We start from the raw sequence: 14,816 nt of genomic DNA, 5'->3' as shown, positions 1-14,816 counted from the left end.
TCCCGGTCAGTCTCCCCCACGGCGGGTCACCTTCGGGTCCGCCGCCATATATTCCATGATCTGCGCGCGCGCGCGTGAAACCCGCGCCTTGATGGTGCCCACGGTCACGCCACATACGCGCGCGGCCTCGGCATAGGTCATTTCCTGCACGCCCACCAGCACCAGCGCCTCACGCAGGCGCGGCGACAGGCGCCACAGCGCCCCATCCAGGTCGCGCAGGTCATCGGCGCGTTCCGTCCCGGCATTTTCGGGCTGGTCGGGCCGGTGGGCGTAGTCGGACATGACATCACGCTCGCGCCGGCCATGGCGGGCCTGTTCATAAAACAGGTTGCGCGCGATCGTGTACAGCCATGCCTTCATGCTCGTGCCCGGCGTGAACTGCTCCAGCGCGCCCAGCGCGCGCAGCACCGTTTCCTGCACGAGATCATCCGCCGATGCGACCTGCCCGGTCAGAAAACGGGCAAAACTGCGCAATTGTGGCAAAAGAGCCAGCATCTCGCCACGCAAGTGCGTGACCATGGACGGATCGGGTGGTATTCTGGCTTCCAGTTTGTTTACTCTTCAAGTCTTGCAGCACAGTGTAACGCTGTCATGATCCGGGTGTAACAATTTATCTGGGGAGATGAATGCCTCATGTCGCTATCACGGCGTCAAGACCTGCTTCGCGCCCTGCCCTATGCCCGGCGTTATGCCCGCGCACTGTGTGGCAGCCAGTCGAGTGGCGACCTTCTGGTGGCCGAAAGCCTGCGCGAACTCATGGCGGTGGATGACCCATCCATGCCGCCCAGGCTGCGCCTGTACCAATGGATATCACGGCATCACGCGCAGGGGTGCAAGACGGCGGAACCCAAGGAGGGCATGCCGCAACAGGCGCGCAAGCTGCTCCTGCTCACCGCCCTTGAGGAACTGAGCATAACCGACGCCGCGCGCGTGCTCTCGCTTGCCCCCGGGCAGGCGGCCGCCATGCTGGAAGAAGCCCATACCCGCCTGCGTTCATGCGCGCAGACGAGCGTCCTGATCATCGAGGACGAACCCATCATCGCCATGGACATAGAAGAACTGGTGCGCCAGTGCGGCCATACCATCGCCGGGGTCGCCAGCAGCGAGGCGGAAGCCGTCCGGCTGGCGCGCGAGACCCGGCCCGGCCTGATCCTGGCCGACATCAACCTGGGCGATGGCGGCGATGGCATGAGCGCGGTCTCCAGCATCCTGCGCCATCAGGACATTCCGGTCATTTTCGTCACCGCCTACCCCGAACGCCTGCTGACGGGGGATACGATCGAACCCGCCTTCGTCATCACCAAGCCTTTCGAACCCCTTACGCTGGCCGTTTCCACCTATCAGGCTGTTTCAGGCGGTGTGCCGCTGAACTGACCCCCCTGCATGCCTGCACCCGCGCCCGTGTCCTCCCCCCCATTCCTGCTTGCGTATATGTTACGGTTCCTGGCCGCGTACCCGGACGGGGCTGATCCGCTATGACAGCTTACAGAGAGGGCACATGAAACGGCTGGTCATCGTCTCCAATCGCGTTCCCGTTCCCACGGAGGGCCTGCGCCCCGGCGGGCTCGCGGTGGTGCTGAAGGACCTGCTGGCCCGGCAGGGCGGCATGTGGTTCGGCTGGAACGGGGTCTGCCACCCCGATGCGGCCCACCTTCCCCCCGAAATCCAGAAGGCCGATGGCGTGGAATACGCCACCATCGGCCTGACACCCGCCGAACACCGTAATTATTACACCGGCTTTTCCAATTCCACCTTATGGCCGCTCATGCATTCCCTGCCTGAATGCATACATTTCGAACGGCGCGAGCTGGCTTCCTACTGGTCGGTCAACGAACGGTTCTGCGAAAACCTGCTGCCGCTGCTGCGCACGGACGACATCATCTGGATTCATGACTACCACCTCCTGCCGCTGGCCGCCCTGCTGCGCCGCCACGGCGTGCGCCAGCCCATCGGCTTTTTCCTGCACACCCCCTTTCCCGCGCCCGACATGCTGGCCACCGCGCCCGACGGCGGCACCTTCCTGCGCGACCTGCTGAAGGCGGACCTGCTGGGTTTCCAGACCGCCGATGACACCGCCAATTTCATATTCGCCGCCAGCCGCACGGCAGGCGCGGTCACGGTGGATGAGGAAACCCTGCTGTTTGAAGGCCACAGGGTCCGGGTCGGCACCTTCCCCGTCGAGATCGACCCCCGGACCTTCGCCGGTACGGCCGCCGCCGCCATGGAGACGGAGGACCTGCACAGGCTCGCGGGCTCGCTCGCGGGGCGGAGGCTGATATTCGGCGTGGACCGCATGGACCCGACAAAGGGGCTGGACCACCGGCTGGCCGGGTACGAACGCCTGCTGGAAGCCTACCCCGCGCGCCAGCGCCAGGTCACGTTCCTCCAGATCGCGGCGGAAAGCCGGACGGACGTGGCCAGCTACCAGGCGCTGCGCAACCGGCTGGAACACCAGATCGGCAAGCTCAACGCCCATTGCGGGCAGGCGGACTGGACACCGCTGCGCTTTCTTACCCGTGGCAGCCCGCGCCCTACCGTGGCCGGTTACATGCGGCTGGCGGATATCGGCTACATCACGCCCCTGCGCGATGGCATGAATCTGGTCGCCAAGGAATTCATCGCGGCACAGGATCCGCAAAACCCCGGCGTGCTGGTCCTGTCACGCCTGGCCGGGGCGGCGAAACAGCTTGACGCCGCCCTGCTGGTCAATCCGCTGGACCATGACGACATGGCCGATGCGCTGGAACGCGCGCTGGCCATGTCACTTACGGAACGGCGCGAACGCTGGCAGGCCTGCTGGAACGCCATCGCCAACCGCACGGCGCTGGGCTGGGGCCTGTCCTTCCTGAACCTCCTTCAGGCGGCGGCGGATAGCTGACCCCTCACACCGGCCTTGCGCATGGCGTGGTAGTGGAGACATAAGCGGCAATGGCTTCTCCTCCCCTTCTTCTCCTTCAGGATATTACCCTGACCCTTGGCGGCGCGCCGCTGCTCAACGGCACGGGTTTCGGTGTCGCCCCGGGCGAGCGCATCTGCCTTGTCGGGCGCAATGGCTGTGGCAAATCCACCCTGCTGCGCATCGCGGCGGGTGAGATACAGGCCGATGACGGCACCCGCTTCGTGCAGCCCGGCACCACCATGCGCTACCTGCCGCAGGAGCCTGACCTGTCCGGCTTCACCACCACGCTGGATTACGTGCGCGCCGGCATGGGGCCGGGCGACCCGGACTATCGCGCAGCCGCCCTGTTGTCCGAACTGGGGCTGAACGGCACGGAAGATCCCGCCACCCTGTCGGGCGGCGAGGCCCGGCGCTGCGCGCTGGCCCGCGCGCTGGCGCCCGAGCCGGACCTGCTCTTGCTTGATGAGCCGACCAACCATCTGGACATGCCCACCATTGAATGGCTGGAGCGCGAACTGCTTTCGCTCTCTTCGGCCATGGTGATCATAAGCCATGACCGGCGGCTTCTGGAAACGCTGTCGCGTTCGGTCGTGTGGCTGGACCGGGGCGTGACCCGGCGGCTGGATCAGGGATTCGCCCGCTTCGAGACATGGCGCGAGGAAGTGCTGGAACAAGAAGAGCGTGACAGCCACAAGCTCGACCGCCAGATCGCGCGGGAGGAAGACTGGATGCGCTACGGCGTGACCGCGCGCCGCAAGCGCAACGTCCGCCGCGTGGCCGAACTGGCCACCCTGCGCCAGAACCGCCGCAACGCCATCCGCCCGCAATCCGGCCTGAAGATGGAAGCGCGCGAGAGCGACCTGTCGGGCAAGCTGGTGGCGGTGGCCGAGGATATTTCCCGCGCCTATGACCCCGCGCACCCGGTGGTGCGCAATCTCGACCTGCGGGTGCTGCGCGGCGACCGGCTTGGTATCGTAGGGGCCAATGGCGCGGGAAAAAGTACGCTGCTGCGCCTGCTGACCGGGCTGGACCAGCCCGATTCAGGCAGCATCTCCATTGGCAGCGCGCTGTCCGTGGTGACGCTGGACCAGCAGCGCCGCTCACTCGACCCCAACGCCACGCTGGCCGATACGCTGACGGGCGGCGGCGGCGACATGGTGCAGGTGGGTAACGAAAAACGCCACGTCATCGGCTACATGAAGGACTTCCTGTTCCGCCCCGAACAGGCGCGCACACCCGTGGGCGTGCTGTCGGGGGGTGAACGCGGGCGGCTCATGCTGGCCTGCGCGCTGGCGCGGCCATCCAACCTGCTGGTGCTGGACGAACCGACGAACGACCTTGACCTTGAAACGCTCGACCTGCTGCAGGACATGCTGGCCGCCTACTCCGGCACCGTGCTGCTGGTCAGCCATGACCGTGACTTCCTGGACCGCGTGGCCTCCTCCATCCTGATGGCCGAAGGCGCGGGGCGCTGGGTGGAATACGCGGGCGGGTACAGCGACATGCTGGCCCAGCGGCGTGACGAGACACTGGCCGCCCGCCCGCGCCAGGACCGCGACACCACGCCGCCCGCGGCTACGGATGTCACGCCCACGCCCTCCCCCCGCCAGCCCGCGCGCAAACTGTCCTACAAGGACAAGCTGGCGCTGGAACGCCTGCCGGGACAGATCGAGGCGCTGGAGGGGGAAATCGAGCGCCTGCGCGCCGTGCTGGCCGACCCGAACCTTTATGCGCGCGACGCCGCCGCCTTCACCGCCGCCACCACCGCGCTGGAAAAAGCGCAGGCGGATCTCACCGCGGCCGAGGAACGGTGGCTGGAGCTGGAAATGCTGCGCGAAACGCTTCAGTCCCCCTGAAGCCGGGGAAGGATCAGGCCGGAGGCTTCCATCCGCGCGCGGGTGGCGGCGATTCCCTGCGTTACCGCCAGCGCCGCCGCCAGGGCGCGGCGGCCCGCCATCGCATTGACCAGCACCGGCGCGCCATCAAGGCAGGAAGCGGCAAAGGCCGCGTGTTCGGCGGCCAGCGTGTCGTGATCGCGCCATGTTACGGATTCGCGGCGGAATCCCCCCGTGCCGGGCAGGGGCAACCCGCGCTCCCGGCCGATCATGGTGAGTTCACGCTTCACGAAATCGGCCGAAAGGTAGCCTTCCTGCGAGAATACGCGCATCCGCCGCTCGGTCTTGAGCGAGATGCGGCTTGCGGCGATGGTGGCCACACACCCGTTTTCGAACCGTACGCGGGCGTTGGCGATGTCCTCGAACGGGGAACTGACCGCCGCCCCCAGCGCATCGACGCTTTCGATCGGGCTGTCCACGATGGCCAGCACAAGGTCGAGATCATGGATCATGAGGTCAAGGATGACCGATACATCCGTGCCGCGCGGCTTGTAGGGCGCGATGCGCGTGGCCTCGATATAGAGCGGGCGGGAAATGCGCTCGGTAATGGCCCGGTGCTCGGCTGAATAGCGCAGCAGGTGCCCGACCTGAAGCACCACCGCGTTCCGGCTGGCCAGCCGCGCCAGTTCATCGGCCTGTTCCAGCGTGGCCGCCATGGGTTTTTCAACCAGTACATGCCGCCCGGCCGCCAGCGCCTGATGCGCGAGGTCGAAGTGGTGGTCCGCCGGGGCCGCGACGATAATCGCATCCGAACAGGCCAGCAGCTCGGGATAGGACAGGACCGGCGCGCCCCCGGCCTCGGCCGCGACCTGTGCCGCGCGCCGCCCGTCCGGGTCATGGATGCCCGACAGGAGTTCACGCGCGGAGTGCATGACCTTGAGCGCGTGGAAACGGCCGAAATGCCCCGCCCCCACGATACCGATGCGTAACTGCCGCCCCGCCACCATTGCCCCGGCCCGTGCCATGCCCTGTCTCCCGCCTGTTATATCCCTGCCTGCCCGCTTAGCAGCCACCACCCCGATCGCCCACCCCCGGCGGGCGCGCAGGTGCCCTGAATGCGACAAAACGGCAACGGCGGCCCGGGGGGCGGTGCATCAGCGGTTGCATCATCGGGCGTGGACCGGCATGTTCCCGCACTGAATTCCACACACGGGACACACCGACCATGCCGGAAAAGGAAACCGCTTCCGCCGGGCGCAGGGAGCTCTCCATCAAGTCATGATGTATTACAGTCGGCTCAGAATGGCTTCGGTCATTGGCGTATGTCTGATCGGGCTGGCGCTGTGCCTGCCCAATGTGATGCGCCAGCCCACACCGTCCCTGCCATGGCGCCAGATCCATCTGGGCCTTGACCTGCGGGGCGGCTCCTACCTGCTGCTGCAGGTGGACATGAACAGCGTCGCCGCCGACAGGCTGCGCGGGTTGCAGGACGAAACGCGCCAGACCCTGCTGCGCGCCGGGCTGGGCTATCGCAACCTCACCACCACCGCCCATGGCGTCACCTTCACGCCCCGCACGCCGGAGGAAGGCCAGCCGGACCTCAAGGCCCTGCGCGCCATGCCCATGAACGTGCCGGATGAATTCACGGTCACGCAGGATGACGGTGGCCGGATCACCCTGGCCCTGTCAGCCGACGCGGCCCGCCAGCGCGCCTATGACGCCGTGACCCAGTCCATCGAGATCGTGCGCCGCCGCATTGACGCGACCGGCGCGATCGACCCGGAAATCACCCGCCAGGGTGAGGACCGCATCATTGTGGAACTGCCCGGCATCAGCGACCCCGAGCGGGTGAAGAACCTGCTGGGCACCACCGCCAAGATGACATTCCACCTGGTGGCGGATTCCGCCATCGGCTCGGCGGTTCCGCCACCCGGTGTGGACATGCTGCCCATGACCGACGGGCAGCCCCCGCTTCCGGTCTATTCGCATGTGGATGTGGATGGGGCGGACCTGACCAATGCCAGCGCCTCGATCGACCAGCAGAGCGGGGAATGGGCGGTGAACTTCACCTTCGATTCGACCGGCGCGCAGGAATTCGGCGCCGTCACCCGGGCCAATGTGGGCAAGCGCTTCGCCATCGTGCTGGATAACAAGGTGATCGAGGCCCCCGTCATCCGCACCGCCATCACCGGCGGCAGCGGCCAGATTACCGGCGGCTTCAGCGCCCAGCAGGCCACGGACATGGCGCTTCTGCTGCGCGCGGGGGCACTTCCCGCACCGCTGAACGTGATCGAGCAGCGCTCCATCGGTCCGTCACTGGGCGCGGATTCGATCCGGGCGGGCGGCTACAGCCTCGCGGCCGGTTTCATACTGGTCATCGCCTTCATGGCGCTGTTCTACGGCCGCTTCGGCTGGTACGCGAATATCGCCCTGCTGGCCAACCTGGTGCTGATGACCGCCATCCTGTCCCTGTTCGAGGCCACGCTGACCCTGCCGGGCATGGCGGGCATGCTGCTGACACTGGGCATGGCGGTGGATGCGAACATCCTGATCAACGAACGCATCCGCGAGGAAGTGGCCCGTGGCCGCACACCGCTGCAGGCCATGCAGACCGGTTTCGAGCGCGCGACCTCCACCATCGTGGACAGTAACGCCACCGCCCTTCTGGCGCATGTAATGCTGTTCATTTTCGGGACCGGGCCAGTGCGCGGCTTCGCGCTGACCATCACGATCGGGATCGTGACGACCCTTTTCACCACCCTTCTCCTTTCACGGATGCTGATGGTGCGCTGGTATGCCCGCGTCCGCCCCAGCACCCTGCCGGTCTGAGGCGCGCCGAATGATGTTTGACCGTCCCCTTCTCCGGTTCGTGCCGCGCGGCACGAAAATCAACTTCATGCGCGGGCGCTTCATCGGTCTGGCCACCTCCGCCGTGCTGTCCGTCGCCTCGCTCATCATGTTCTTCCATCCCGGCCTGACACTGGGGCTGGACTTTCGCGGTGGCATCGTGGTGGAAGCCCGCACGCAGGGACCAGCGGATTTCAATGCCCTTCGCGCGGCCCTTGCCACACAGCATGTCAGCGCCGCGGGCGTGCAGTCCTTTGGCGGGCCGGATGACGTGCTGATCCGCCTCGACACCCCCCCCGCCAGCGAACCCGACCATGAGGCCCGCACGCAGGCGCTGGTCGACTCCGTTCGCCACGCCATCGCCACGCTGCCCGGCGCGCAGGTGCTGCGCGCGGATGCGGTGGGGGCCTCGGTCTCGAAGGAGCTGTTCCGCAACGGCATGCTCGCGCTGGGCATCAGCCTGTTCATGATCCTGGCCTATATCTGGTTCCGCTTTGAATGGGAGTTCGCGGTCAGCGCCGTGGTGACGCTGGTGCTGGACCTGACCAAGGCCATCGGCTTTCTGGTCATCACGCATTTCGAATTCGATCTGGTGATGGTGGCCGCCATCCTGACCATTCTGGGCTATTCCACCAATGATAAGGTGGTGGTGTATGACCGCGTGCGGGAAAACCTGCGCAAATACCGCACGATGCCGCTGGCGGAACTGATCGACCTGTCCATCAACGAAACCCTCAGCCGCACGCTGGGCACATCCACCACGGTATTCCTGGCCGCGCTGCCGCTGGCGCTTTTCGGCGGGGCCAGCCTGTCCGGCTTTGCGTGGGTCATGCTGTTCGGGATTGTGGTGGGGACGTCTTCCTCCATTTTCATCGCCGCACCACTACTGCTGCTGATGGGGGAAAAACGCCTGCGCCGGGATGCCCGCCCGCCTGTGCGCAGGTAAGGTCACGCAACCGGGCGCGTTACGTCAGTGGGCCACCCGCCTTCTCCCCGTGCGCGCGCCCTGCGGTTACTTTCCCGCCGTCGGGGTGGCCGCTTCCTGCCCCGGGCCCTGCGCATTGGCCGTGGGGGCGACCGGCCCCTCGGGGATACAGCGCTGGAGCACCCGGCCGCCCAGCATGGTCGGATCGGGCTGGTCGGTGCAGGCCACCATCAGCGCCACCGCCAGCTCCACATTATGACGCGCCCTGTGCGACGGCTTGACCAGCGCCGCCATGAGCATGCGCTTGCCGTATTTGAGCGAGAGCGCCATGTCATAGACCTGCTGACCCGACAGCCCGCCATCCTGCAGGCGGCTGACCAGCCCCCCTTCCGCCATGAAATAGGAAGAAATCAGCAGGTAGTCCTGCGCGGCGGGGGGCAGGCCGGATATGGTCTGCCGCGTCGTCTCGCCATGGCAGGCGGCAAGCAGGCCGGTGACGACCAGCACCAGAAGGCTGCGGGAAACATATCGTGCAAAATCGGTCATCTGGTGGCTACCCTGGGCGTAGAGACGGGTTCAGGAGGTCTTGCTGCCGATATTTTCGAACATCGGCGTGGATGAAGGCGTGGGCCGGACCGCCCGAACGGCGTTTTTGAAACAGTATTTTACCGCAGGATAGTGGGCAGTCATCGCCCATGGCACAAGGGCACGCATATACGGCAAAAAAATGGGCGCCCGGCATGCGGGCGCCCGTCCAGAAGCTGGGGTGGCAAAAAATCAGACTTTTGCCGCACTCTCCGGCTTCTGCGCCGCATCGGCCTTCAGCACATCGAGAATATCCTGAAGCAGAACCTCACTACGCGGCGGCGCGGGCGGAGTTGCGGGCTTTTCGGCCTCCTTTTTCACCGTAAGGCGGTTGATGGCCTTCACGACCCAGAAAATCACGAAACCGATGATCACGAACTGGATCACCGCATTGAGAAACAGCCCGATATTGATCGTGACCGCGCCCGCCTTCTGGGCATCGGCCAGGGTGGCGAGATGGGGGCCACGCAGGGTGATGAACAGGTTGGTAAAGTCGATACCGCCAATCAGCAGTCCCAGCACCGGCGTGAACACGTCCTTCACCAGGCTGTTCACGATTGCGGTAAACGCCGCACCGACAATGACACCGACCGCCAGATCAACCACATTGCCGCGCATGAGAAACGAGCGGAATTCACCCAGCCACCCCGGCACATGAATTTCCCTGACGTGCAGTTCAGGCACGTGATCCGGCAACTTCGCCATTATTACCAATCCTTTGCTTCGAATAGATGACCATTCCGGTCTAGCATGTCACGACATCATGACGACTGAATATCGCCCATCCTTCTTTCCATTCCCCTACCATGATGCAACGCGGTAACACTTGGGAACGGAACCCGGGAAACCGGCTTTTTTTTCATCGGGTGTTGATCTTGCCGGCGCTTGTCGTCTATAGGCCAGCCAAACGAACGCCCCCGGTCGGCATCGGTGGGCCCAGCGCGAAAGTTAGTTGAAATGAAATCCGGCATCCACCCCGACTACCACGACATCAACATCATCATGACCGATGGCACCGAGTACACCACCCGCTCGTGCTACGGTAAGCCCGGCGACACGCTGCGCCTGGACATCGATCCGAAGTCCCATCCGGCATGGACCGGCGTGCAGCGCATGATGGACACCGGGGGCCAGGTCGCGAAGTTCAACAAGAAGTTCGGCGCGCTGGGGCAGCGCAAGAAGGGCTGATCAGCTCCGCCTCCACCAGATACGGACTGCTATTGGTGCGAATGCCCGGCCCCTTGAACGGGGGGCCGGGCATTCCCATGTCTGGACTGCACGGACGCCCCTGAGGGTTCGCGCATCACCCTGACATCACGGCCCGCTCGATCGAGGGACCGTACCATCGCAGACCTTGCTTCATGGAGGTTTTCAACATGGCTTATGATTTCGCGCCGCTGTTCCGCAGCGCAATCGGCTTTGACCGTCTGGCCCAGCTTGTCGATACGGCGGCCCAGAATCCGGTCAGCCCGTCCTACCCCCCCTACAACATCGAAAAACTGACCGACAGCCAGTACGCGCTGACCATGGCGGTCGCGGGTTTCGGCTCCGATGACATCGAACTGACCGTGCAGGACAATACGCTGATCGTGGCCGGTCGCGTGGGTGAGACCACACAGGGCAGGGAAATGCTCTATCGCGGCATCGCCACGCGCGCGTTCGAACGCCGCTTCGTGCTGGCCGACCATGTGGTGGTGGAAAATGCGGACCTGACCAACGGGCTGCTGCGCATCGCCGTACGGCAGATCGTGCCCGAGGCCCTCAAGCCACGACGTATTCCCGTCTCCTCCGGTCAGGCCACGGCCACCAGCGCCCCGCGCGATGAAGTGGCCCCGGAAACCGAAGCCCCCCTGCCCGGCCAGCTTGCCGCCGCCACCATGGCGTCGGCCGGCGCGCCCCAGCAGGCGGCATGCGCAACCTGATTGCCCATATTTTACAACAGGGGCGGGCCAGTGGTCCGCCCCTGTTTTTTATTGTGGTGAAACATCCCGGGCGGATGGATTGAAGTCTTGACCTTTACCACCCGCAACCTTCATATCACTTCCACGAGTGTTTTCTGTTTTTGGCGCGCCAGCAGGTACGCACGGTTTCCGCTTCGGAAGGGAACCGTTTCAAACACCCTTTCAGGTGCCTGCGTGTGGCGCCACACGCTGTAGGACCTGAGTGATAATGACCGCCCTGCCCCTGATGCCCAAGGCAACCGCCGTGTGGCTTATTGAAAAAACGGCGCTGACCTTTACCCAGATCGCCGAGTTCTGTGGAATGCATCCCCTGGAGGTCCAGGCCATCGCCGATGGGGAAGTGGCGCAGGGAATCGTGGGCTACGACCCGATTGCCAACCACCAGCTCACGCAGGCCGAGATCGACCGCTGTGAAAAGGATCCTGAGTCGCGTCTCAAGATCCTGCCGCCCGCCAACCCGATCAACCGCCGCTCGAAGGGCGCGCGCTATACGCCGGTGGCCAAGCGCAATGACCGCCCGGATGCGATCGCCTTCATCCTGCGCAACTTCCCGCAACTGTCCGAACAGCAGACCAGCAAGCTGCTGGGCACGACGAAGGACACCATCGAGAAGGTCCGCAGCAAGCAGCACTGGAACAGCCCCAACATCAAGCCGCGCGATCCGGTTACGCTGGGTCTGTGCAGCCAGACCGACCTGAACGCCATGGTGGCCGCCGCCAATGAGCGTCTCGCACGTGAGGGCCAGGCTGTCCCGCCGCCCCTGGAACTGGATGACGACGGCGAGAACAGCATCTGATCGACCCGGCCTGCCCGGCATGAAGGCCGGGCGGCCCGCGGGACGATCAGCCCAGTCTGGCGAGACGCTCGATCTCCTCCTTCAGTCGGAGTTTTTCCAGCTTGAGCCTGCGGATGGTGACTTCATCCGGCATGGGTCGGCGGTCTTCATCAAAGATACGGGCGTCAAGCCGCGCATGGCGATTTTTGAGGCTGTTGATACGCGCTTCATAAGACATGGAACCCTCCAGCGTCTTTGTTACGACCCAGGCAGGCTAGACCAGACCGGCTGGCGAATTCCATGCTAAAATTGCAGGCCATGGGGTTGATGCCGGGCATTTCGTCTTTTGCGGCGGATATGCTTAGGATAGCCAACGCCCACCTAACAGACGAGCCGCCATGCTGACAGATCGGGATACCCTCCTTCGCAAGCTGCACGAACTGCGCAGCGAACACCGCGACCTTGATACGGTCATCAATCGCATGGCGTTGCAGATAACGGACCAGTTGCAACTGCAACGGCTGAAAAAGCGCAAGCTCCTGCTGAAGGATGAGATCGCATGGCTGGAAAGCCGACTGATCCCGGACAGCATCGCCTGAATACCTGACGAGAGTACGTTACCGTGAGCCACCCCCCCGTTCCGCCCACCGGCGCGCAGACACCGCGCGTCGGGATGATCATGGGCAGCCAGTCCGACTGGGAAACCATGCGTCACGCCGCCAGCGTGCTTGAGGCGCTGGATATCGCGCATGAAATCCGCATCGTCTCGGCGCATCGCACCCCGGACCGGCTGGCAGAGTATGCGAAGACCGCACAGGGCCGCGGGCTGTCCGTCATTATCGCGGGCGCGGGCGGGGCCGCGCACCTGCCGGGCATGTGCGCGGCATGGACGGCGCTGCCGGTACTGGGCGTGCCGGTTGAATCGCACGCGCTCAAGGGCATGGACAGCCTGCTGTCGATCGTGCAGATGCCCGGCGGCATTCCCGTCGGCACGCTGGCCATAGGCAAGGCGGGAGCTACCAACGCCGCCCTGTTCGCGGCGTCCATCCTCGCCCTGTCCGATCCCGCGCTGGGGGCGCGCCTGGCGGCATGGCGGGAACGCCAGAGCGCATCGGTCGCGCAGGAACCGACCCGATGAGCGCACTGCCGCCCGGCGCGGTGCTGGGCATCGTGGGGGGGGGGCAGCTTGGCCGCATGTCCGCCATTGCCGCCGCGCGGCTGGGGTATCGCGCCCATATCCTGACGCAGGAGGCCGATGGCCCGGCGGCCCAGGTGGCGCATGCCCTCACGCTGGGGCGATATGACGACCATGACGCCCTGCGCCGGTTTGCCGATGCCGTGGATGTCATCACCTTCGAATTCGAGAATATCAGCGCCGATGGTCTGGACCTGCTGTCCAGCATCCGGCCCGTCCACCCCGCCGGGCGCATCCTGCGCATAAGCCAGGACCGCATTGCCGAAAAAACCTTCATGGCGGAAACCGGCATTCCGGTCGCCCCCTGGCAGGCCGTGCATGACCGTGCCGATCTGGACCGGGCGGCGGCGGCGCTGGGCTATCCCTTCATCCTCAAGACCACGCGCCTTGGCTATGATGGCAAGGGCCAGGCCCGCATCCATGATGCCGCCGGGCTGGATGCCGCCTTTGACAGCCTGCGGCCCCATCCGCTGGTGGCCGAGGGAATGGTGCATTTCGCCTGTGAGGTGAGCGTGATGGTCGCGCGCAATGCGCACGGTGAGGTCAGTGCCTTCGACGTGACGGAAAACCGCCACCGCGACGGGATTCTGGACATAAGCCTCGCGCCCGCGCGCATCCCGCCCGACCTGGCCGCGCAGGCCCGTGACCTGGCCCGGCGCATCGCGGTGGCGCTTGATCTGGTGGGGCTGCTGGGTGTCGAGATGTTCGTGGACCGTGATGGCAGCCTGCGGGTGAATGAAATCGCCCCCCGCCCCCACAATTCCGGTCACTGGACCATGGACGCCTGCCCGGTCGACCAGTTCGAGATGCATGTGCGGGCCGTGACCGGCCTGCCCCTTCCGCCCGCCATCCGCCACAGCGATGCGGTGATGAAGAACCTGATCGGGCCGGACGACATGGCCCTGTGGCCACGGATCATGGCGGCCCCCCGCCTGCTGGCCCACCATTACGGCAAGACGGAAGCCCGCCCCGGCCGCAAGATGGGGCATGTGAACGTACTGTTCGCGCAGGGTGGCCTGCCGGGGGAATTCGGGGTCGAGGCGGCCCTTGGCCCGCTGGCCACGGCTAGATAATCAGCCCCATCTCGCGGAAGCTGCACGTCCGGCCATTGCCGACGATGATGTGGTCATGCACCGTCACCTGCATGAGCTTGCCAAGCTGGACGATGCGCATGGTCATTTCAATGTCAGCGCCCGACGGCTCCGGTCGCCCCGCCGGGTGGTTATGGGCCAGCACCAGCCTGCTGGCCCCGAGCCCGAGCGCGCGGCGCATGATCTCGCGTGGATAGACGGGCGAATGGTTGACCGTGCCGGTGCCCATCAGTTCATCGGCCAGAAGGTGAAACGCCGCATCCACGAACAATACGCGGAACTGTTCGACCACCTCATGGCCCATGCTGGCCTGAAGATAGGCCATGAGCCCTTCCTGCCCGGACAGCACATCCGTCCGCCGCACGCGGCTGCGGTGCAGCCGCACGGCCGCCTCCCGCATGACGGCAAGCAGCGGCGGCAGGGCCGTCTCCCCTCCGGCCACCTCATCCACCGCCCCCACATGCGCCGACAGCGCCATGCCAGCCGAACCGAAACGCTCCAGCAGGCTGGCCGCAAGGCGGTCGGGCGCGGGGTGGGTGGTATCGAGCGTGCGGATCATCTCCCGCAGGAAGGCAAGGTCATCGGCACGGCTCACGCCGGGGGTAGTGGGCACGGATTGGTCCGGTTGCGGCCTTTTATCGGGCAAAATGGAGACTTCTCAACAATTTCAGCGCAAAATCCGGCCTGATCGTGCATGATGGGG

17 protein-coding genes are annotated in these 14,816 nt (G+C 65.3%); 11 read left to right on the top strand and 6 right to left on the bottom strand.

Features of this window, described 5'->3' with window-relative positions; genetic code table 11:
* Nucleotides 1-6 precede the first annotated feature (6 nt).
* Nucleotides 7-495 carry a sigma-70 family RNA polymerase sigma factor gene (locus tag LDL28_RS13450; protein WP_233059312.1) on the bottom strand — a complete coding sequence of 163 codons (489 nt, stop codon included), beginning with the start codon at nucleotides 493-495 and terminating at the stop codon, nucleotides 7-9.
* 138 nt (nucleotides 496-633) lie between these two features.
* On the opposite strand from LDL28_RS13450, the gene LDL28_RS13445 reads away from it, so the two are divergent.
* From LDL28_RS13445 to LDL28_RS13435, 3 genes are all read left to right on the top strand, one after another.
* Nucleotides 634-1,374: a response regulator gene (locus tag LDL28_RS13445; RefSeq protein ID WP_233059017.1), complete on the top strand. Its 741-nt coding sequence runs from the start codon at nucleotides 634-636 to the stop codon at nucleotides 1,372-1,374.
* Between the two features lie 124 nt (nucleotides 1,375-1,498).
* The gene (locus LDL28_RS13440) at nucleotides 1,499-2,878 is read left to right on the top strand and encodes a trehalose-6-phosphate synthase (RefSeq protein ID WP_233059016.1); all 1,380 of its coding nucleotides are present in this window, start codon (nucleotides 1,499-1,501) and stop codon (nucleotides 2,876-2,878) included.
* 50 nt (nucleotides 2,879-2,928) lie between these two features.
* On the top strand, nucleotides 2,929-4,755 hold the full coding sequence (locus LDL28_RS13435; RefSeq protein ID WP_233059015.1) for an ABC-F family ATP-binding cassette domain-containing protein: 1,827 nt from the start codon (nucleotides 2,929-2,931) through the stop codon (nucleotides 4,753-4,755).
* Here the strand turns inward: LDL28_RS13435 and LDL28_RS13430 are convergent.
* Complete coding sequence (locus tag LDL28_RS13430) at nucleotides 4,743-5,759, bottom strand: Gfo/Idh/MocA family protein (RefSeq protein ID WP_233059014.1); 1,017 nt, start codon at nucleotides 5,757-5,759, stop codon at nucleotides 4,743-4,745. The two genes, LDL28_RS13435 and LDL28_RS13430, sit on opposite strands and share 13 nt — an antisense overlap.
* Nucleotides 5,760-6,012: 253 nt before the next feature.
* On the opposite strand from LDL28_RS13430, the gene secD reads away from it, so the two are divergent.
* Both secD and secF read left to right on the top strand, forming a co-directional pair.
* A complete protein-coding gene (gene secD, locus LDL28_RS13425) occupies nucleotides 6,013-7,563 on the top strand; it encodes a protein translocase subunit SecD (protein ID WP_233059013.1) in 1,551 nt (516 codons plus the stop codon).
* A 13-nt stretch (nucleotides 7,564-7,576) separates the two neighbouring features.
* Entirely contained in the window at nucleotides 7,577-8,527 is a 951-nt protein-coding gene (gene secF / locus LDL28_RS13420) for a protein translocase subunit SecF (protein WP_233059311.1), read from the top strand.
* 66 nt (nucleotides 8,528-8,593) lie between these two features.
* Here the strand turns inward: secF and LDL28_RS13415 are convergent, their stop codons facing one another.
* The gene (locus tag LDL28_RS13415) at nucleotides 8,594-9,052 is read right to left on the bottom strand and encodes a hypothetical protein (RefSeq protein ID WP_233059012.1); all 459 of its coding nucleotides are present in this window, start codon (nucleotides 9,050-9,052) and stop codon (nucleotides 8,594-8,596) included.
* A gap of 231 nt (nucleotides 9,053-9,283) precedes the next feature.
* Nucleotides 9,284-9,796, bottom strand: coding sequence for a large conductance mechanosensitive channel protein MscL (gene mscL, locus LDL28_RS13410; protein WP_233059011.1), 513 nt, complete (start codon nucleotides 9,794-9,796; stop codon nucleotides 9,284-9,286).
* 252 nt (nucleotides 9,797-10,048) lie between these two features.
* On the opposite strand from mscL, the gene rpmE reads away from it, so the two are divergent.
* The 3 genes from rpmE (at nucleotide 10,049) to LDL28_RS13395 (ending at nucleotide 11,848) form a co-directional block, all read left to right on the top strand.
* A complete protein-coding gene (rpmE, locus tag LDL28_RS13405; protein WP_233059010.1) occupies nucleotides 10,049-10,279 on the top strand; it encodes a 50S ribosomal protein L31 in 231 nt (76 codons plus the stop codon).
* A gap of 188 nt (nucleotides 10,280-10,467) precedes the next feature.
* Nucleotides 10,468-11,013, top strand: a complete 546-nt coding sequence (locus LDL28_RS13400; protein WP_233059009.1) for an Hsp20 family protein — start codon at nucleotides 10,468-10,470, stop codon at nucleotides 11,011-11,013.
* A gap of 247 nt (nucleotides 11,014-11,260) precedes the next feature.
* Nucleotides 11,261-11,848, top strand: coding sequence for a DUF1013 domain-containing protein (locus LDL28_RS13395; RefSeq protein WP_233059008.1), 588 nt, complete (start codon nucleotides 11,261-11,263; stop codon nucleotides 11,846-11,848).
* Between the two features lie 46 nt (nucleotides 11,849-11,894).
* On the opposite strand, the gene LDL28_RS13390 is transcribed toward LDL28_RS13395, so the two are convergent.
* Nucleotides 11,895-12,065, bottom strand: a complete 171-nt coding sequence (locus tag LDL28_RS13390) for a YdcH family protein (RefSeq protein WP_084296497.1) — start codon at nucleotides 12,063-12,065, stop codon at nucleotides 11,895-11,897.
* A 160-nt stretch (nucleotides 12,066-12,225) separates the two neighbouring features.
* Between LDL28_RS13390 and LDL28_RS13385 the strand changes: the two genes are divergently transcribed.
* The 3 genes from LDL28_RS13385 to LDL28_RS13375 all read left to right on the top strand — a co-directional run bounded on the left by LDL28_RS13385 (nucleotide 12,226) and on the right by LDL28_RS13375 (nucleotide 14,095).
* Nucleotides 12,226-12,426 (top strand): DUF465 domain-containing protein, encoded by a 201-nt coding sequence (locus LDL28_RS13385; protein ID WP_025813019.1) that lies wholly within the window; start codon nucleotides 12,226-12,228, stop codon nucleotides 12,424-12,426.
* Between the two features lie 74 nt (nucleotides 12,427-12,500).
* The gene (gene purE, locus LDL28_RS13380; protein ID WP_233059310.1) at nucleotides 12,501-12,965 is read left to right on the top strand and encodes a 5-(carboxyamino)imidazole ribonucleotide mutase; all 465 of its coding nucleotides are present in this window, start codon (nucleotides 12,501-12,503) and stop codon (nucleotides 12,963-12,965) included.
* Nucleotides 12,962-14,095, top strand: a complete 1,134-nt coding sequence (locus tag LDL28_RS13375; protein ID WP_233059007.1) for a 5-(carboxyamino)imidazole ribonucleotide synthase — start codon at nucleotides 12,962-12,964, stop codon at nucleotides 14,093-14,095. The genes purE and LDL28_RS13375 overlap by 4 nt, the downstream gene beginning before the upstream one ends.
* Here the strand turns inward: LDL28_RS13375 and LDL28_RS13370 are convergent.
* On the bottom strand, nucleotides 14,088-14,726 hold the full coding sequence (locus LDL28_RS13370) for a RadC family protein (RefSeq protein ID WP_233059006.1): 639 nt from the start codon (nucleotides 14,724-14,726) through the stop codon (nucleotides 14,088-14,090). The genes LDL28_RS13375 and LDL28_RS13370 overlap by 8 nt on opposite strands.
* Between the last annotated feature and the right edge of the window lie 90 nt (nucleotides 14,727-14,816).

The sequence above is a fragment of the Komagataeibacter sp. FNDCR2 genome, from assembly GCF_021295395.1.
GTDB lineage: Bacteria > Pseudomonadota > Alphaproteobacteria > Acetobacterales > Acetobacteraceae > Komagataeibacter.
This window is presented reverse-complemented; position numbering and strand designations above follow the sequence as displayed.